Here is an 18,037-nt window from a genome sequence, read left to right as displayed (position 1 = left end):
GGACATGCGGCGGCGGCGCATCGGCCCCTATCGGATCGAACGAGAAGTCCACCAGGGGAAGCTGGGGATCCTGTATCGGGCCCGGGACGCGGGAGGGAATCTCCGCGCCCTGAAGGTGCTCCATGCCTTTCTCATCCAGGATCGGGCGGGGGTGGAGAGAGCCCTGGAGGATCTAACAGGACGCCTCAAGGATCTCTCCCATCCGTATCTGGTCGCTCCCCTCTCCGTCGGGCATGATCCTGATGAGGATGCCCTTTACGTCGTTTACCCGTGGATCGAGCGGGCGACGCCTTTCGATATGATCCTGCAGCAGGAGGGAGGCCGCCTGTCCTTCGGCCAGGTGGCCGAGTGCCTCTGGCGGGTCCTGCTCGTCCTGCGGGCGATCCACCGCGTCCAAACCCCCCATGGCGGCCTGAAGCTGAGCAATCTGGTGCGGGGGGAAGGGGGCCGGTTCTATGTGACCGATCCCGGGCTGGCCCGCGCGGTCTATCGAACCCAGCCGGGGGTCAGCCCATGGGACGCCCTGGGGACTTCGGATTATCTGGCCCCGGAGCTGATCGAGGGCCAGGAGGCCGGGTTCGCCACGGATCTGTATGCCCTGGCGGCCATCGGCTACCACCTCCTGGAGGGCCGGCCCCTTTTCATCTATGATGATCCGGCCCGCCGGCGGGAGGCCCATCGCAGCCAGGCGCCCCCGCCCCTCCAGCGCTCCGATGTGCCGCCGGCCTTCCAGCGCTGGCTCCTGCGCGCCCTGGACAAGGACCCGCGCGCCCGTTTCCCGGATCCCGATGCCGCCCTGGAGGCTCTGGCGGCCGTCCTTCAGGAGCGGGAATGGGGGATGAATTTCTGGCTGGATTTCTGGCGCGCGGAGGCCCAGGCCCTCTACGAGCTGCGGGCCCTGGACCTGGCCGCGGAGTACGTCGACCGCATCCTGCGTCTCCGGCCCAGCCATCCCGAGGCGATGCTGCTGAAGGAGGAGATCGAGAAAACCCGCTTGCAGGAGGAGATCGCCCGGCAGGTGACGGAGGCCCGCCGGCGGATCGAAGGGGGGCAACTTGAGGCGGCCCGGGAGATCCTTCGGGAGGTGCTGGCCCGCGCGCCGCAGCACCCGGAGGCGGAGGCGCTCCTGGCCCATGTGGAGGCCCTCCTGGCCCGGCCCCCCATCCTGGTGCTGCGAACCTCCACCGGCCGGATCTTCCGGCTGGAGCGCGAGGGGATCCTGGGTCGCTCCGGCCGGGAGGGAAACCCTCCGGAGGTGGACCTGAGCGCCGAGGATCCCGGGCGCTACGTTTCCCGTCGACACGCCCGGCTGTGGCTGGAGGATGGCGCATGGTGGATCCGGGTCTTTCCCGAGACGGTGAACACGACGTGGATGGACGGGGCCCCCCTGGAGCGGGATCGATCCTACCGTCTCCCGGAGGGGGCCCGGTTGCGGATCGGAAACGTCGAGCTGCAGGTTGCTTTCGAACATCCGGGGAGGGAGAACGCATGAAGGGCAAGCATGGGATGCGGATGGCGCTGGCGCTTTCGCTCGGAGCCCTGGCCGGCCTGGGGCTGTTCCTGATCCTCCTCGCTCCTCCCGTCTCCGCCCAAAGAGGGATCCTCGCCGTCCGTGGATACGGGGTGGATGTCACGCAATTCCCCACCGTGACGGTTTTCTTCCAGCTGGTGGATCTCTCCACCGGGCTTCCCTCGAATCAACCCATTAAGGTTGATTCTCTGCTGGAGGATAGCCAGGAGATCCCCAGCGGGGATCAGATCCTGGAGTCTGTTTCCCAGGGCGCGGACATCGTCATCCTGCTGGATGCCAGTCAGAGCATCCTCAGCCCCCGATCCCGCGGCTATACCGGCAAATCCCGGCTTGAGGAGGCCAGGGAGTTCGTTAGTCAGATTGCAAAATCCAAGGATCAGAGCTCTCGGATTGCATTGATCGCCCCAATCGGAGACAATATTGATTTCATTGGCCCGAAAGAATTGACCAAAAATGGCGGCGAGGTTTCGAATCGATTGCAGATGTTTGAGTTTCCGGAACGGCCTAAGGGGAAGGAAGCGACGCCTCTTTTCGATCTGCTGGGCAAGGCCATCGACATCCTGGCTCAACGTCCAGATGCCTTAGGCCGGCCAGGATTTGTGATCGTGCTTTCCGATGGAATCGATTTCCTGAGCGATCAGCAGGTGGCGGATGTAACAAATCGAGCGTTTGGCCATCGCATTGTGGTCCATGCGATTCAGATCGGGCCGGCGCAAGGCAAGGGCAGCGAGCAGGCCATGCAGAACCTTCGCCGCATTGCGGGTCAGACCGGAGGACAGGTGCTTCTCTACGGGATGGATCAAGAAGCCCTAGCTTCGTTTTATAGTTCTCTTCCCTCCTGGGGACGAGTCTGGGCTTTGCGCTATCGCTCTCGGGTTCGCCAGGGAGGCACTCATGAGATCCGTGTGCGCCTGAACGCCGGGGGGCAGTTGATGGAGGTGAGGGAGTCCTATGCCATTCATCTGGCTCCTCCCGCGGTGGAAATTCAGTGGGAAGGCCAGGAGGAGGGACGCGGAGGGATAGATTCCCCGATCTTGGCCAGCGAAGTTCCTTCTTTGCCTATCACCATACGTATCCGACGGGTCGACCAATGCAAGAATTGCGATCTCCTCGTTCGACAGGTCCGGATCGGCGATAGCCCAGTGCATTTCGAGAGGACATCATATCAGCGCACTGATTCGGAGATCCTGATCGAGGGTGTTGTGAGTCTGGCTCAGGCTCCCGGCGGCGATAATCCGCTGCGGGTTGACGTGGAAGACAGCCAGGGTCTGTTCAGCACAGGGGAGGGACCATTGATCCGTCGGCAGGTGGCGCCCACCCCGGCCGGCCGGGGGATCCTGGACCTCTTGCCGCTGGTCTCGTGCATGGTGGCTCTGATCTCCCTGTTGATCGCCATCATCGCCTTCACACGGGTCCCCCGGTTGCGCGAGGCCGCTGTCTCCATGACCCAGCCCATCGTGCAGCGCATCAAGGAGGTCACGGAGCCTTTCTTCCCCTCCGGGGCCGCCCGAGGCGAGCCGGCGCGCGCCTGGCTCGTGGTGGTGGAAGGCGATGCGGAGCGGCGGACCATCCCCATCCGCAGCACCCATGTTCGCCTGGGCCGGGACGAGACGCTGGTCAACATCGTCTTCAACGATCGCTCCGTCTCCCGGCTGCACTGCCGCATTGAGGAGATGGAGGAAGGGGTCTTCTACATTTACGACGAGGGAAGCACCAGCGGCACCTATGTGAACTACGAGCAGGTCCCCATCAACGGCACCCGCCTCCAGGATGGGGATCTCATCAACCTGGGCCGCGTGCAGCTGCACTTCCGGCTGCGCCTGGATCAGGAGGAGATCGGCCAGTCCACCAAGAAGCCGGTCCAGCCGCCCCCGCCTCCGCCGGGAGAAGTCAGCGATGAAACCCGACCTTTCTCCGAGGCGGATGATCGGACCCGAGTGTTCCAGGAGCCGGATCAGTGAGGGCTTCAAAAGCCGGCACTTTCCCTAACGGAGGCGTAAGATGCCGATCGAGGTTCCCGAACGGATCGATGTTTTTAAGATCGAGCGGCCGCTTCATGAAGGCGGGATGGGAGTGCTGTATCTCGCCCGTGACACCCGACGAGGGGCCCGGGTAGTGCTGAAGGTCTCTCGACCTGTAAAGGCGGCTCGGGGGGGAAGAGGGGATACGGAGCGCACAGCGGCCGAGCAGGCCTTCTATGAGGAGGCCCTGCAAGGAGAGGTGGAGATCCTCCGCGAGCTTCACCATCCTCACATCGTCCGGCTGTATCCGCTGGAGGAGGGACCGCGAGCGGTTTACAGCAAACGCATCCCCGAGACGGGACAGTGGTATTTCGCGATGGAGCTGCTGGAGGGGGGAAGCCTGGAGGAACTGCTCAAGCGGCGCTCGCCTCTGCCCATCGAGGTGGCGGTGGAGATCGGCTACCAGGTCGCCATGGCCCTGGAATACCTTCACGCCCGGGGCATCGCCCACCGGGACATCAAGCCCAACAACATCCTGTTCCGACGGCCGGTTCAGGAGGGCATCGAGGCGGTGCTGGTGGATTTCGGGCTGGCCCAGCGCCAGCGGGCGCGGGGGCTGGAGGCGGGAACCCTGCTTTACATGGCCCCGGAGCAGATCGAACAGGAGAAGGGCGGCACCGCCCGTCCCGATCCTCGGCCGGCCGATATCTATGCCCTGGGGGTGGTGCTGTATCGCATGGTCACCGGGCGTTTGCCCTTCGAGGGGCGGAGCCGCGAGCAGCTGACCAGCGCCATCCGCAAGAGCATGCCCACCCGTCCTTCCCTGCTGCGCCGGGAAACCCCGGCGCCCCTGGACGATCTGATCTTCGAGATGCTGGCGAAGGATCCGGAGCGGCGGCCGACGGCCTCCCTGGTCGCCCGCCGGCTGAACGAGGCGGTGCCCTGGCATCGGCGCTTTCTGGAAGAGGACGGCAAGCCGGAACGGACCTCCCCACCGCCTCCGGCTCCAACCGGTCGCTCCTTGGGGCGGAATCTGCTCATGTTCTTCCTGTTGGCCCTGGCAGCAACAGGCTGGGGGCTCTATCTCTCCACCGGGCGGGGTGTTCCCACGACGGAAGCTACCCCAACGCCGGTGGTGCGGATCACCCCCACTCCCATAGTCTTGCCCCAGGGCGGTTCGATGCCCTCCCCGACCCCAACGACGCGCGTCGAGCCAACCTCCACGCCGGTCCCTACTCGCACTCCGACGCCTACCCCGATGCCGCCGCCTTCGTCCCCAACCCCCACATCGTGAGATGGGTGGGCTTGTTGAAATCCGACAGGGAGCGAAGCAAGGAGGTGGGTAATGGCCCTTCGAGTTCGTGCTGATGCTGCGAAAGCGCGGGGATCCGCGACCCCGGATAACCGCCTGGAGCCCCGTCTGGTTCATGCGACCCATCCGGGCATGAGCGGAAAGAACAACGAGGACGCTGTGAGGGTGGCGGAGCTTCAGGGGCCCGGCGGACGTCCCCGTCATGTGGCGGTGGTGGCGGATGGCATCGGCGGTCACGCCTCCGGGGAGGTGGCCAGCAATCTCGCGGTCCAGCACATCCTCCATTTCCTGGAGCAGAACCCCACGGCGCCCCTCCCTCAGGCCATGGAGCAAGCCATCGCTCATGCCAACCGGGAGGTCTTCGCCGAAAGCCAGAAGAAGGCTATCTGGAAAGGCATGGGCACTACCGTCACCCTGGCGGTGATCGAGGACGGCCGCCTCTACCTGGCCCACGTGGGGGACTCCCGGGCCTATCTCATCCGGGGCGATCGCATCGTCCAGCTCACCGTGGACCACACCTGGGCCCAGGAGGCCATCGAGGCGGGCCGACTGACCCCGGAGGAGGCCCGAACCCATCCCAACCGCAACGTCCTCAAGCGTTACGTGGGCATCCAGCCCGAGGTGAGCGTGGATCTGCGGGTGGCCTCATTAGACGGAGCAGGCCCCCCCGATCCTCGCTACCAGCCCATCAGCCTTCAGCCCGGCGATGTGGTTCTGTTGTGCACCGATGGCCTCCACGATGTGGTCTCTGACGAGCAGATCCTGGAGATCGTGCGGACCCACTCCGCCGAGCAGGCGGCGAAAGCCCTGGTGGCGGCGGCGAACGCGGCCGGAGGTCCGGACAACATCTCCGTGGCGATCATGGAGATGCCGGGGCGGCGGATCGTCGCTCCACCCCTTCGGATCCGGCTGCCGCCCTGGGCCATCCCGGCGGGGCTGGGCATCCTCGCGGTGGTGGCGGGGCTGGTTCTGGCGTGGGCTGTGCTGATGCGGGGGGGATCGGAGCAGGAAGGTGGGAGCGTTCGTCCCCGCGGCACCGCTACGCCGATCCTGCTGCCGGGGCAGTCCACAACGGTGACCCCTGAGCGGGCGTCCGGGGAGATAGAGGCGACCTCCACCCCGGTTCCCACCTCCACGTATACGCCCACGTCCACGCCGCGCCCGAGCCCCACCCCCACGCCCACCGCGACTCCCACCCCCACATTCACCCCGGCGCCCCCATCCCCGGGGCCGGAGTCGGGTGGCTCTCCGCCACCAACGAATCCTCCTCCGCCACCAAACCCTTGACGTTGGAAATTCCGAGACCAGGTTAGAGGAGGTGAGGGATGTCCGACTCTCGGCGTTGGAATCGATTGCTGGGGCTGGTGGCCCTGGGGGTCCTTCTGTTTCTGGGATGGATGGCCCTGGGCTCGGCGTCCGTCCACGGTCAGCCGGCAGATCCCTCGTTTGAAGCGATCACGGCCACTGCCGCGTCGCCGTTGCGCATCTCCGACACCATGCCCGGCGGCGCGATCACCCGGGCGATCTGGTTCGCCGAGGCTGGCCTGCTTACATTCACTGTGGAACTCTCGGGAACTCCGATGCTCACCCTGACCGCAGGCCCCGCCTTTGAATGGACCGTTCCCCGCTCCTTTACGGCCTCAACGTCGCCGGCCGTTTTCGCCTTCACCTACACGGTCCAACCGACGGATCCCCTCGCGCTTTACACAGTTGTCTTCACCGCGGAAAGCAGCGCGCTGGGGCTGGCTCAGGTCGCGCTGGATGTTCTGCCGGATGTGAGCCCTCCTACGGTGACCCTGGAATCCTCCCTTCCCCATCTGATTACAACCATCCATCCCTCGCCGCTGACGCTGACCGGAACCGTCACGGATACCGCCCAGGTGGGGGACAGCCGCATCCCCGGCTCCGGCGTCCGGTCCGTGCGCGTCCTGACGGCCACCGAGACTGAAGCCGCTTTCGATCCGGTTGCCGGGGTCTGGGCCGCCAGCTGGCCGCTGCCTGCCAGCGATCGGGTCACCCAAACGCTGCGGATCACCGCCACGGATTTTCTGGGGAATGCCTCCTGGATCACCCGCGAAGCGGTGATCGAGCGGCGGGGGCCGGCGATCACATGGATCTCGCCGATCGCCGGGGCGATCTTCACCCAGGCTCAGCTCCCGACCCCGGTGGTGATCTCGGGAACCGCTTCGGATGCCTCCGGGGTTCAGGAGATCCGCGTGCTGACCGACACCGAATCCCTGGCAATCTGGGATGGTTCGACCTGGCAGGCCTTGTGGAGCCTCCCTCCAGACCGGGACTGGGTCACCTACACCTTGCGGGTGACGGCTACAGATGGGGTGGGCAACTCCTCCACCGTGACCCGGGCCGTCGGCGTGGACACCCGGGCCCCGGAGGTCCCCCTGCTGTTCAGTCGTGTCCCTACCGATACCTGGACGCGGCTCCCGGATGGTCTCCCCATCACATGGACCGCTGTCTCCGACAATGCGGGCGTGTGGTATGAGGTGCAGCTTTCCGGAGATGCCTCCGACAGCCAGCTGACCCGCACCACGGCTGTGACCTTCCCAGTGGGATCCGGGATCTACACGGTCACCCTGGGAACCCAAGATGGATGGGGGAACCGCCGGTCGGCGACCTCCCAAATCGGGCCGTTCAAAGTGGATAACACGCCACCCTCGGTCTCTCTGGATCTTCCGTCCACGGCGTATCGCACGTTTCCGGTTACGATGACGGCCAGCGATAACCACAGCGGGATCGTCTCTTACACGGTTGCCTACACATGTGATGGATGTGCCGGCTGGACCGATTTTCTGACCGGCACCACATCCCCGCTGGGATCCATCGCGGTTTCGCGAATCTTCTCCGCGCCGGTTTTCTATTTCACCCAGACCCTGGTCTACACCTTCACCGCCCGGGTGGAGGATGCGGTGGGGAATATCGGCGCAGCCACGGGAACTGTTCGCGTTCGCCCCGCCGTGATCGCCCTCCCCCTGGTCCTGCGGAATTACTGCCCGCCGGTCACTATCGAAATCGAGCCCAATAATACGCGCAGCCAGGCCAATTGCATCCAGGTTCCGTCCACGGTTCAGGGGTATGCCAATGATCCGGCCGATCAGTATGATTTCTTCCAGTTTTATATAGATACGACGGGGCCTATCACCTTAACGCTCCAGGTGCCATCTGGAGTGGATCTGGATCTGTATCTTCAGCATGAGTCGGATGTGGGCGTGCGATGGACGGCCTGGTCCAATCGAACGGGCGCGGGGGTCAATGAGCAGATCGTTTATCCGGTCGATGCCGCCCATCTCGGCCGGTTCTACGTGCTGGTCTATCGATACAGTGGGCTCAGCGCGTCCCCTTATTCTTTGACGGTCACGCGCTGAAATGGGAGGCTGGCGTCCCTTCACGGATGGTGTGGGCTCCTTTTCCGGGGTCCTTTTGGCGCGGGGGAAGAAGCCTGCTGGCCTCTCGAAAGCTTCATCGCGTGATCTGTTCCGAAGAGGAGGAATACGATGGCGATCCTGGAGCGACTGGAGGCGTCCCGGCGCGGGGATGGGGCGCGGACGGAGGAGCGCAGCTCCCTGCGGGCGCTGGCGAAGCATTACCGCCGCCGCCTGATGGAGGAGGGAGACCTGGGGGCCCTGCTCCAGCTGCCCCGCCCCATCCTCCGGGCGCGCCTGGAGGCGATGCTCGCCCAGATGATCCGGGAGGAAGGGGAGGTCCTCTCCCCCACCCTGCAGTCCGAGATTGTCAACCTCATCCTGGACGAAACGGTGGGGCTGGGGCCCCTGGAGCCGCTGCTCCGGGACCCCCAGATCACGGAGATCATGGTGAACTGGAGGGCCCGGCCGGGCGAGGAGGGACAGGCCGAGGTGTTCGTGGAGCGCTTCGGCCGCCTGGAGCGCCGGGAGGACGTGGAGTTCGAGAACCGCGAGCACCTGCTCCACATCATCGACCGGATCCTCTCCCCCCTGGGGCGGCGGCTGGACGAGAGCAACCCCCGGGTGGACGCCCGGCTGGCGGACGGCAGCCGGGTGGCGGCCGCCATCCCCCCCATCGCCGTCGACGGCCCCGTCCTGAGCATCCGCCGCTTCCGGGAGCGGGCCTTCACCATGGAGGATCTCATCGCCAACGGCACCCTCACCGAGACCATGGCCGCCTTCCTGAAGGCGGCGGTGCGAGCCCGCCTCAACATCCTGGTCTCCGGGGGCACGGGCTCGGGCAAGACCACGCTGCTCAACGTGCTGGCCGGCTTCATCCCGCCTGAACAGCGGGTGATCACCATCGAGGACATCGCCGAGCTGCGCTTTTACGAACAGCACCCCCATGTGGTGCGCCTGGAAGCCCGGCCCCCGAACGTCGAAGGCAAAGGGGAGATCACCATCCGGGATCTGGTCCGCCTCTCCCTGCGAATGCGTCCGGATCGGATCGTGGTGGGGGAGGTGCGGGGCGGGGAGGCCCTGGACATGCTGCAGGCGATGAACACCGGCCACGAGGGCTCCATGACCACCGTGCACGCGAACTCCCCCCAGGAGGCCTTCTCCCGGCTGGAGACCATGGTCATGTGGGCCGAGGCGGCCCAGCAGCTCTCCCTGCGGGCCATCCGGGAGCAGCTGGCCACCATCGATCTGGTGGTTCAGATGGCCCGCCTCCCCGGCGGCGAGCGCAAGGTGGTGGCGATCACCGAGGTGCAGGGCCTCAAGGGAGACCAGCTGATCTTGAAGGACCTCTTCCTCTACTACCAGCTGGGGGTGGACGAGATGGGGCGGGCCTACGGGTATTTCACCCCCACCGGGGTGCGCCCCCGCAGCCTGGCCCGCATGCGCCGCTGGGTGGACCCTGCGGAGGTGGATCGGATCGAAGCGGCCCTGCGCGTGGATCCCCTGGAGGGCCGCCTGCCTCCGGACGTGCTGCGGGATCCCGCCGTCACCGAGATCATGATCAACGGCCCGCGTCAGGTGTTCGTCGAGCGCCGCGGCCAGCTCCAGCCGGTCCCGCCGGACCGCCTGAACATCCGGGATGAGCTGCAGCTGCTGGAGATGGCGGCGGTGATGGCCGCCCACGCCGGCCGGCGCCTCGACGAGAAGCGCCCTCTGGTGGACGCCCGGCTGCCGGATGGGAGCCGGGTCAACATCGTGCTGCCGCCCCTCTCCCTGAACGGGCCGGTGATCACCATCCGGCGCTTCCGCAAAGAGCTGATCCACCCCGAGGACCTCATCCGGCGGGCCTCCCTGGAGCGCCGCATGGCCATCTTCCTGCGGCGGGCGGTGCAGGCCCGACTGAACATCTTGGTCATCGGCGGCACCGGCAGCGGGAAGACCACCCTGCTCAACCTGCTGGCCTCTTACATCCCGGAGGAGGAGCGGCTCATCACCATTGAGGACACCGCGGAGCTGCGCCTGAACCGGCCCCACTGGGTCCGCCTGGAGACCCGCACGGCGGATGAGTTCGGGGAGGGGGAGATCACCATTCGGGATCTGGTGATCAACGCCCTGCGGATGCGGCCGGATCGGATTATCGTCGGGGAGGTGCGGGGCGGGGAGGCCCTGGACATGATCCAGGCCATCAACACCGGCCACCAGGGCTCGATGACCACCCTGCATGCCAATTCCCCGGAGGACGCCTTCGCCCGGCTGGAGACCATGCTGCGGATGGCCCGGGAGGGGGCGGATCTCCCCGAGGCCGCCCTCCGTCGCCTGATCTGCGCCTTCAACCTGGTGGTCCAGGTCGCCCGCCTGATCGACGGCACCCGCAAGGTGATTCGGATCGACGAGGTGGTGGGGGTGCGGGAGGAGCTGATCCGGACCGAGCCGATCTATGTGTTCCGCCCGGTGGGGACGACGGAGGATGAGGAGAAGGTGCGGGGCTACTTTGCGGCCACCGGATATCAGCCGGCCCTCTGCCTGCGGCGCTTTGAGGAGCACGGGGTCTCCTGGTCCCCGGATCTCTTCGACCCGAACCCGAAGATCTGGGTGGAGGGGGAGCGATGGATCCAGGCGCCGGAGGTCGATGAGGAGATGACCGCGTGACCCTGTGGTTGCTCCCCATCGCCCTGCGGATGGCGCGCCGGATGATCCCCGTCGCAAGCCCTTGAGCTCGCTGTGAACCTGGAGGAAGACTTGCCGCGCTCGTGGGTTTCCCGACTGCTTCTCCTTCTCGCCGTTTCCGGCTGGCTCGGCGTCCCCTCTATCCCGGCGACGGCCCAGGGCCGGGGCGATGCGATCGACCTGGTGCTGATCGCCGACCGCTCCGGCCGCGCGCCGGGCCCCGGCATCGGCCAGGCGATGACGGACGTGCTCCTGCTGTGGGCGGCCACCGCCGCGCCGACGGACCGATTGCTCCTGCTCCGCGGAGGGCCTTCCCCGCGGATGGTGGGCGGCGCGCTGCGGATGAGGGATCCGGAAGATCGGGCGGCCTTCCGCGCCCTCCTCCGTCGTCTGAGCGGGTTCGACGGCGGGGAGGCCAACTGGCCCCGGATGGTGGATCTGAGCGTGCGAAGCCTGAGCCAGCTTCCGGAGCCCGCCCCTTTCGTCGGCCTGCTCGCCCTGGCCCGGGCGGATCCGAAGGCCGCGGAGGCCCTCGCCGGGGCCGCCGCCCGGCTGGCCGGCCCGCCGGCCCGCCCGCTCTTCGCTCTGGGGCTGGAGCAGAGCCTTTCCCTCCTGGATCAAACCCTCGGTCAGGCCTCCGGAGGCGCCGCGACGACGCGCCTGTCGGACCCGGAGCGCTATGAGGCCGCGCTGCGCCTCTGGGGCGCCCTCTCTCCCCATCGCTGGACCACCTGGATCTCTCTCCCGCCGGGGCTGGAGCAGCGCCTGGTCCTGCCCCCCGGCGCCGCCTGGGCGGCCTTCGTCCTGGTTCGCCCCACCCCCTCCGCCCGCCTGGTGACCCTGGTTCACGAAGACACGGACTGGCTCGGCCCGGCCGCCCAGGCGCGCATCGATGTCGTCCGCACCGAGCGCCTGGAGATCGTCACCCTCCTGTCCTTCGGGTCCTATGAAGGAGAGTGGCGGGTCCGGATGGAGGGGGATCAAGAGGCCCGGCTGGGGGTGGTGGTGAGCCTGAGGGAGCCGTTGCTCCTGACGGAGCCGGGCCCCTCCCGCCGGCTGCTCGCCCCTTCCGGCGCGCCGATCTATCTGGAGACGACGCTCCCCCAGCGGCTCTCCGGCGCGGCCCTGGAATGGCAGGCGGGGGAGATCCGGGCGCCGTTGCGCGACGATGGGGGCGATGCGGATCGCGAGGGAGGGGACGGCCGGGCCGGCGGCCTGATCCCCGCCGAAGCCCTCTCCGGGCGGGTGGAGGGCGCCTTCCGCCTGAGCTGGGCGGGCGGGGTCTGGGAGCAGCCGGTATGGCTGGACCGGATGGCGGATCTGCCGGCGCTGGAAGCGCAGGCCCCGGCCTCCCCGGCGCCGGGGATGCCCATCACCGTCACCGTCCCCCGTCCGCCGGGCGTGGAGGAGGTCCGCTGGCGCTGGGTGGGATGGCGGGTGGGCAACGCCCGCTATCAGCCCCCGGAGCGGATGGAGGCCCTGGCGGATCGATGGGAGTGGGTGTTCCGTCCGCCCGCAGGCGGGCCGGTGCGTTTCCTGGCTCTGGGAGAGGTGCGGGCCCTCGGGCCGGCGGGACCCCGGGTGTATCCTCAAGCCGTGGTGGCGGATCTGCAGGTGGGCGCTTCGACGGAGGGCCGCCTCTTCGTCGCCCTGGAGCGCTCCCCTCGGGCGCTGAACCTGCCCGGCGAGCTCACCCTGATCATCACCTCCACCCTCGATCGGCCGGCCCAGCTGCGTCTGGAGATCGTTGAGGAGGGGGCCGGGGTTCAGGTTGCGCCTTCCACCCTGTCCATCCCCGCCCGGGAGATTGTCCGCCGCAAGATCCGGGTGTCCGGGGAAGGGATCCGCCAGCCCCGGGAGATCCGGATCCGAGCCCGGGAGGAGAAGGGGGCGCCGGTGGAAGGAGGGGAGTGGCGCCTGACCGTCGCCGCCGGCGGGGATGGAGGCTTCTCGCCGATCTGGCTCTGCCTGATCGCGGCGGCGGGAGCCGGAGGCTTCGTCCTCATCCGCGTTCTCCTTCGACGTTCCCGGGAGCAGTGGCCATGACGTCGGCGATGCAAGGGATCGGCTACCTGATCGGGTTGATCCTCACCGGGGTCCTGGCCGGGCTGGCGGTGGGAGCCCATCTGGTCCACTATCTGGAGCGCCGGGAGATCGGCCAGCGAGCGCGGTCGCTGGTGATCCGCTCCGCGGAAGCCCGGAGCTTCCTGCTGGAGCTGGGGGCCCGGTTCGACGCGAGCGCATCCGGTCAACGGCTCGCCCAGCGCCTGGAGGCGGCGGATCTGTCCTTGCGCCCGCACGAGGTCCTGGCCTTGCAGGCCTTCGCGGTGTTCGTGGTCCTTTATTTGAACGCCCTCTTCCTGAATTTGTCGTTCTTCCTGGTCCTCTCCCTGGCGCTGTTCGCGGTGCGTTTCGCCACGGGGCGCTATCTCGCCCACCGGGCGCGGCAACGGGCCATCCGCTTCGCTGAGCAGCTGCCGGACGTGGCAGACGCCCTGGCCCGGGGCCTGGGGGCCGGGCAAACCATCGTCCAGGCCATCGGCGAGGCGGCCGATCGCCTCCCTCCGCCGGCCTCCGGGGGCCTGCGGAAGGTCTACCAGCAGCTGCTGCTGGGTTATCCCCTTCACGAGGCCCTCGAGCATCTTTACCGGCTCTATCCTTCCGCGGACCTGGAGCTGATGATCACGGTGATCCTGGCCCAGCAGCGGGCCGGGGGGAACCTGACCCGGGTTCTGCAGCGTCTGGCCATCACCATGGCGGAGCGGCGCAGCATGCAACGGGAGATCCGGGCCCTCACCGAGGAGCCCCGTTTCAGCGCCATCCTGGTGATCGCCCTCCCCATGGCCTTCCTGATCCTCTTCCGGGCCCTCATGCCCGGCATGATCGACGCCCTGATCACCCAGCCCCTCGGGTGGGTCATCCTGGGCTTCAGCCTCGCCTTGCAAATCGGCGGCTTCCTGCTGATCCGCCGCATCACCCACGTGGAGGTGTGAAGGGGATGGTCGAGCTTTTCAGTTGTATGGGCCTGGTGGCAGTGTTCCTGACGGCGGCGGCGGTCTGGCACTGGGCGCTCCCCTCCGAGACCCGGTTGCGCCTGGAGCAGACCTATCCGGCGGCCGTCAGCCGCTCCTCGCTCTCCGAGCGGATCCACCGCTGGTCGCTCCGGCTGGCTCGGGAGATCCCGGCCTTCTGGGGCTTGCTGGGGCGGGAGCGTCTGGCCCGGACCCTGGCCCAGGCCGGCTATCCTTACGGCCTGACGGTGGAGGCTTTCTACGGGATGCATGTGCTGGGAGGCCTCGCCGGGGCCGCCTTCGGGGTTTTCCTCTATTTGATGGACATCCTGCTGGGCTTCGGTGGTTGCATGCTGATCGTGGCCGTCCTGGCCGCAGCCGGAGGCTTCCTGGCCCCGACGTTCTGGATGAACCGCCTGGCGGAGCGACGCCAGCAACAGATCGACCGGGCCGTTCCGGATTTCCTGGACACCCTGGCGGTGTTGCTGGAGGCCGGGTTGGCCTTCGAGGCCGCCCTGCGCCATCTAACGGAGCGCCTGCAGAACCCGCTGGGCGAGGAGCTGCGCCGCTTCCTGCATGAGCTGGAGATGGGCCTCCCCCGCATGGAGGCGTATCGGGGGTTGCTCGCGCGCAACAATGCCCCGGCCTTGCGGATCTGGGTGGAGGCCATGCAGCAGGCGGAGCGCCTCGGCCAGCCGCTCACCCCCACGGTCACCCGCATCGCGGCGGATATGCGCGCCCGCCGCATCCAGAAGGCCCGGGAGTGGGTGGGCCGGGTCGGCCCGGTGGCCTCGATGCTGGTCGCCCTGATCATCGGCCCGGCGGTGATGTGCATGCTGGCCGGCGGCATGGTGCTTCAGCTGCTCGGTCAGGGCCTCTTCCCGCGCTGAGGGGACGGCGAGGGCGCTCCCTTGCGACCGCAGGTCCGGGAGAGTTTCCGGAGGAGGACGGATGCCGGAGGATGGGGAGCAGGATGCCGAGGCGCTGATCGCCCGCAGCCTGGAGCGGGCCCGGCGCTGGGAGGCGGAAGGGTTCTGGGCGGAGGCGAGGGAGCTCTACGCCTGGTTGATGGACCGCTTCCCCGCGCACCCGGACCGCGACCGCTGGGCCGAGGCCTGCCATCGCTGTGAGGAGATGCAGGCCCTGGAGGCGGACTGGGCCGCGGCGGAGGCCGCCGCTCAATCCGGCGATCGCGAGGCCGCATATGCGGCGCTGCGCCGCATCGTGGCGCGCCGCCCCGACTTCCAGCGGGGGGATCGCACGGCGCGTCGCTGGCTGGAGGAGCTGGAACAGGCCCGAAGGGCGCGGCAACGACGCCGATGGGCCTTCCTGCTCACGATCCTGTTGGCCGTCCCGGCCCTCGGTTTCGGCGCCGGGATGGCCATCGCGGTCTCCTACCTGCGGGAGTTCGCCGGGCGGCTCCCCGCCCCGATCCGTTCGCCTGCCCCCGGCGAAACCGCCACGCCTTCCCCGGAGAGGCCTTCCCTCCCCACGCCCTCGCCTTCCCCGGAGGCCGTTGCGGAGGGCGCGACCTTCGCCCTCCCGAAGGAGCCCCTGGGGGCCGCCCCGGATCGGATCGAGGCCCTCGCCCGCTGGGGGGCGGAGGGCGTGCCGGCGGGAGCGACCCTTTCCCCTGATGGGCGCTGGATCCTGTTTTCTCTCGGGAATAAGGCGAAATGGCTGGATACGGAGACCCTTCAGCCGATTCACGAGCTGGCGATCCCGGGGGGAGATCCGATCCTGGAGGCGGCCTTCTCCCCCGATGGCCGGTGGTTCGCCCTGGGGACCGAGGGGGGGCGGATCTATCTGGGATCGCCCTCCGGGCCGGCCATCGTCCGTTCCGTGCAGGCTCCCGGCCCCTTCGTGGAAAGCCTGGCCTTCTCCCCCGACTCCCGGCATCTGGCGGCGGGATGGCTCGGGGGGATCGGCCTGTGGGAGATCCCGGCGCTCACGCCCCGCTGGACCTTTCCTCTCCAGGATCGCAAGGCCACGATGCGCATCGAGCGGGAGAAGGCGACGACTGAGTGGACCTTTGGTTTGAACATTCGGGTCTTCAGCGTGCAGTTCTCGCCGGATGGGGCGCAGCTCGCCGCCGGGACCAGCGCGGGGGCTGTCCACCTTCTGGATCCCCGCACGGGGGAGGAGCGTCGCCGGCTGGAGCCGGGCAGCGAGTGGATCGTCCCGGTAGCCTGGAGCCCGGACGGCTCCTTCGTGGCGGCCGGCGGATCCGATGGCCGCATCTTCCTGTGGCGGGGGCCGGCGGCGCAGGCGGTCTCGCTGGCCGGCCACGAGGGCCCGGTGACCGCCCTCGCCTTCTCCCCGGATGGCCGTGTTCTCCTCTCCGGCGGCACGGATCGAACCGTCCGCTCATGGTCGCTCCCGGACGGAGCGGGACAGGTCCTGTATGCGGATCCGATCGCCTGGGTAGACAGCGTGGAGGGGACGCCGGAGGGGCTCCTGGCCGCGTTTTCGGACGGCGCCCTGCGGCTCTGGACGTGGCCGGAGATGCGGTTGCGGCAGGAGGCGCGCTTCCCGATCGGGATGCATCCGGAGGCCCTGGCCTTCGACCCCATGGGGCGCTGGCTGGCCGCGGGCTTCGGCGACGGCACCCTCCGCATCTGGCCGATCTCCTCCACGCAGCCGATCGCCGCATGGGGCGCCCATCGCCTCTGGGTGACCGCCATCGCGTTTCACCCGCAGGGGGAGTGGCTGGTCTCCGCCGGGGCGGATGGGAAGATCCACCTCTGGACCCTCCCGGATGGGCGTCGGATCGCCACCTTTGAAGGCGATCCATGGTGGCGCTCGGATCTGACGGTGTCCCCCGATGGGGAATCGGTGATCGCCGGGGGCAACGACTTTCGACCTTATCGGTTTTCGGTCCCCGCAGGGAGCAGGACGCCGGTGGGAAGGGGCTTCGGTTTCCTGAAGGTGGGGGACGAGGCCGGCCGCCCGTTGAACGTCTTTCGCGTTCCGGGGTTGGGCTCTCATCTCGCCCTCAGTCCGGACGGCCGATGGCTGGCGGTCTGGCTGCCCACCGGGGAGGTCCATCTGGAACCCCTGGCGGTCTTCGGCGCTTCCCCCCGCCGGATTCCGCTGGAAGGGGGGATCCGGGCGACGATGGCCTTCAGCCCGGACGGCCGATGGCTGTTCGTCGGAACCGAGTTCGGGTTGTGGCAGCTTCCGCTCCGGGAGGACGGGCCGCCGCGGAAGCTGATTTCCGAAAGGCCGGTTTGGAGCCTGGCGCTCTCTTTGGATGGGGCGCTTCTCGCAGCGGGCAGCTTCGCGAGCGAGATCCATCTGATCCGCGCCTCCGATGGGACGTCGCTGAGGACGTTGCGGGGACATGAGGGGGCGGGGGCGGTGGTCGCCCTGGCGTTCTCGCCGGACGGACGGTTGCTGGCCTCGGGGGCGGAGGATGGGACCATCTTCCTGTGGGGAGCGCGGTGAGATGGGGGAAGCCGGGGAGCTGGGCCTGCCGGTCGTTCTGCTGATCGAAGATGACCCGGATCTCGGCCCCCTGATCCGGGACGGGCTGGTTCGGTCCGGCTTCGCGGTGGAGCTGGCATCGACCCTGGAGGCGGCCCTGCGACGGCTGGGCCGGGAGCCGATGCCGGAGCTGATCGTGCTGGACCTCTCCCTTCCGGATGCGGATGGCCTGGAGGCGTTGCGCGTGCTTCGGGCGCTGCCGCTGCCGGGAGATCCGCCCTCCATCCTCGTCCTCACCGTTTATCGGGATCCGAAGCTGCGGGTGGAGGCCCTGGAGGGAGGGGCCGATGATTTCATGACCAAGCCCTTCCAGAGCGAGGAGCTGGTGGCCCGTTTGCGCGCCCTTCTCCGGAGACGCATCGGGCGGATCCGGATGCCCCGATCCGTGGGCCCTCTGGAGCTGGATCCGCGCCTCCGGACGGTGCGCTGGGGGGATCGTTGCACGATGCTTTCGTTTTCGGAATGGATCATTCTCTGGCGGCTGGCGGCGCGGCCCGGGATCTGGATCCCGATCAAGGAGCTGGCGGAGGCCGGCCCGGAGGATCCCGTCTTCCTCAGCGAGGGAGCCGTCCGCGTGCTGATCCACCGCCTTCGTCATCGGCTCCGGGAGGCCTTCGGGGATCGGGTGCAGATCGAAAGCGCGCGCGGCGCGGGCTATCGTCTGATCCTCCGAAGCGGATGAGAGGAGGCGG

Annotated in this window: 11 protein-coding genes; all 11 read left to right on the top strand. The window is 68.1% G+C overall.

Annotated elements, in window-relative coordinates; genetic code table 11:
* The first annotated feature begins 4 nt into the window (after window positions 1-4).
* The 11 genes from KNN16_RS06020 to KNN16_RS05970 all read left to right on the top strand — a co-directional run bounded on the left by KNN16_RS06020 (window position 5) and on the right by KNN16_RS05970 (window position 18,027).
* Complete coding sequence (locus KNN16_RS06020; RefSeq protein ID WP_303899970.1) at window positions 5-1,492, top strand: FHA domain-containing serine/threonine-protein kinase; 1,488 nt, start codon at window positions 5-7, stop codon at window positions 1,490-1,492.
* The gene (locus KNN16_RS06015; protein WP_303899967.1) at window positions 1,489-3,492 is read left to right on the top strand and encodes an FHA domain-containing protein; all 2,004 of its coding nucleotides are present in this window, start codon (window positions 1,489-1,491) and stop codon (window positions 3,490-3,492) included. Before KNN16_RS06020 ends, KNN16_RS06015 begins: the two co-directional genes overlap by 4 nt.
* 40 nt (window positions 3,493-3,532) lie before the next feature.
* Window positions 3,533-4,786 carry a serine/threonine-protein kinase gene (locus KNN16_RS06010; protein WP_303899964.1) on the top strand — a complete coding sequence of 418 codons (1,254 nt, stop codon included), beginning with the start codon at window positions 3,533-3,535 and terminating at the stop codon, window positions 4,784-4,786.
* 51 nt (window positions 4,787-4,837) lie between these two features.
* Complete coding sequence (locus KNN16_RS06005; RefSeq protein ID WP_322794822.1) at window positions 4,838-6,091, top strand: Stp1/IreP family PP2C-type Ser/Thr phosphatase; 1,254 nt, start codon at window positions 4,838-4,840, stop codon at window positions 6,089-6,091.
* A 38-nt stretch (window positions 6,092-6,129) separates the two neighbouring features.
* Complete coding sequence (locus KNN16_RS06000) at window positions 6,130-8,184, top strand: Ig-like domain-containing protein (protein ID WP_303899961.1); 2,055 nt, start codon at window positions 6,130-6,132, stop codon at window positions 8,182-8,184.
* Window positions 8,185-8,313: 129 nt separating this feature from the next.
* Window positions 8,314-10,830, top strand: coding sequence for a CpaF family protein (locus KNN16_RS05995; protein WP_303899957.1), 2,517 nt, complete (start codon window positions 8,314-8,316; stop codon window positions 10,828-10,830).
* Between the two features lie 90 nt (window positions 10,831-10,920).
* Complete coding sequence (locus tag KNN16_RS05990; RefSeq protein ID WP_303899955.1) at window positions 10,921-12,894, top strand: hypothetical protein; 1,974 nt, start codon at window positions 10,921-10,923, stop codon at window positions 12,892-12,894.
* The gene (locus KNN16_RS05985; protein WP_299285416.1) at window positions 12,891-13,841 is read left to right on the top strand and encodes a type II secretion system F family protein; all 951 of its coding nucleotides are present in this window, start codon (window positions 12,891-12,893) and stop codon (window positions 13,839-13,841) included. Before KNN16_RS05990 ends, KNN16_RS05985 begins: the two co-directional genes overlap by 4 nt.
* A 5-nt stretch (window positions 13,842-13,846) precedes the next feature.
* Window positions 13,847-14,749 (top strand): type II secretion system F family protein, encoded by a 903-nt coding sequence (locus tag KNN16_RS05980; protein WP_303899953.1) that lies wholly within the window; start codon window positions 13,847-13,849, stop codon window positions 14,747-14,749.
* Between the two features lie 61 nt (window positions 14,750-14,810).
* Window positions 14,811-17,306, top strand: coding sequence for a WD40 repeat domain-containing protein (locus tag KNN16_RS05975; RefSeq protein ID WP_303899950.1), 2,496 nt, complete (start codon window positions 14,811-14,813; stop codon window positions 17,304-17,306).
* A gap of 1 nt (window position 17,307) precedes the next feature.
* The gene (locus tag KNN16_RS05970; protein WP_303899947.1) at window positions 17,308-18,027 is read left to right on the top strand and encodes a response regulator transcription factor; all 720 of its coding nucleotides are present in this window, start codon (window positions 17,308-17,310) and stop codon (window positions 18,025-18,027) included.
* Window positions 18,028-18,037: the final 10 nt, after the last annotated feature.

This window comes from Thermoflexus hugenholtzii, assembly GCF_018771565.1.
In the GTDB taxonomy this organism is placed as follows: domain Bacteria; phylum Chloroflexota; class Anaerolineae; order Thermoflexales; family Thermoflexaceae; genus Thermoflexus; species Thermoflexus hugenholtzii_A.
Note: the sequence above shows the minus strand (reverse complement) of the source record. Positions and strands in the feature narration are given on the sequence as shown.

What these genes read in the sequence shown, in the direction of transcription:
- KNN16_RS06020 (WP_303899970.1), top strand. Translation starts at nt 5, where the DNA reads ATGCGGCGGCGGCGCATCGGCCCCTATCGGATCGAACGAGAAGTCCAC.
- KNN16_RS06015 (WP_303899967.1), top strand. Translation starts at nt 1,489, where the DNA reads ATGAAGGGCAAGCATGGGATGCGGATGGCGCTGGCGCTTTCGCTCGGA.
- KNN16_RS06010 (WP_303899964.1), top strand. Translation starts at nt 3,533, where the DNA reads ATGCCGATCGAGGTTCCCGAACGGATCGATGTTTTTAAGATCGAGCGG.
- KNN16_RS06005 (WP_322794822.1), top strand. Translation starts at nt 4,838, where the DNA reads ATGGCCCTTCGAGTTCGTGCTGATGCTGCGAAAGCGCGGGGATCCGCG.
- KNN16_RS06000 (WP_303899961.1), top strand. Translation starts at nt 6,130, where the DNA reads ATGTCCGACTCTCGGCGTTGGAATCGATTGCTGGGGCTGGTGGCCCTG.
- KNN16_RS05995 (WP_303899957.1), top strand. Translation starts at nt 8,314, where the DNA reads ATGGCGATCCTGGAGCGACTGGAGGCGTCCCGGCGCGGGGATGGGGCG.
- KNN16_RS05985 (WP_299285416.1), top strand. Translation starts at nt 12,891, where the DNA reads ATGACGTCGGCGATGCAAGGGATCGGCTACCTGATCGGGTTGATCCTC.
- KNN16_RS05980 (WP_303899953.1), top strand. Translation starts at nt 13,847, where the DNA reads ATGGTCGAGCTTTTCAGTTGTATGGGCCTGGTGGCAGTGTTCCTGACG.
- KNN16_RS05975 (WP_303899950.1), top strand. Translation starts at nt 14,811, where the DNA reads ATGCCGGAGGATGGGGAGCAGGATGCCGAGGCGCTGATCGCCCGCAGC.
- KNN16_RS05970 (WP_303899947.1), top strand. Translation starts at nt 17,308, where the DNA reads ATGGGGGAAGCCGGGGAGCTGGGCCTGCCGGTCGTTCTGCTGATCGAA.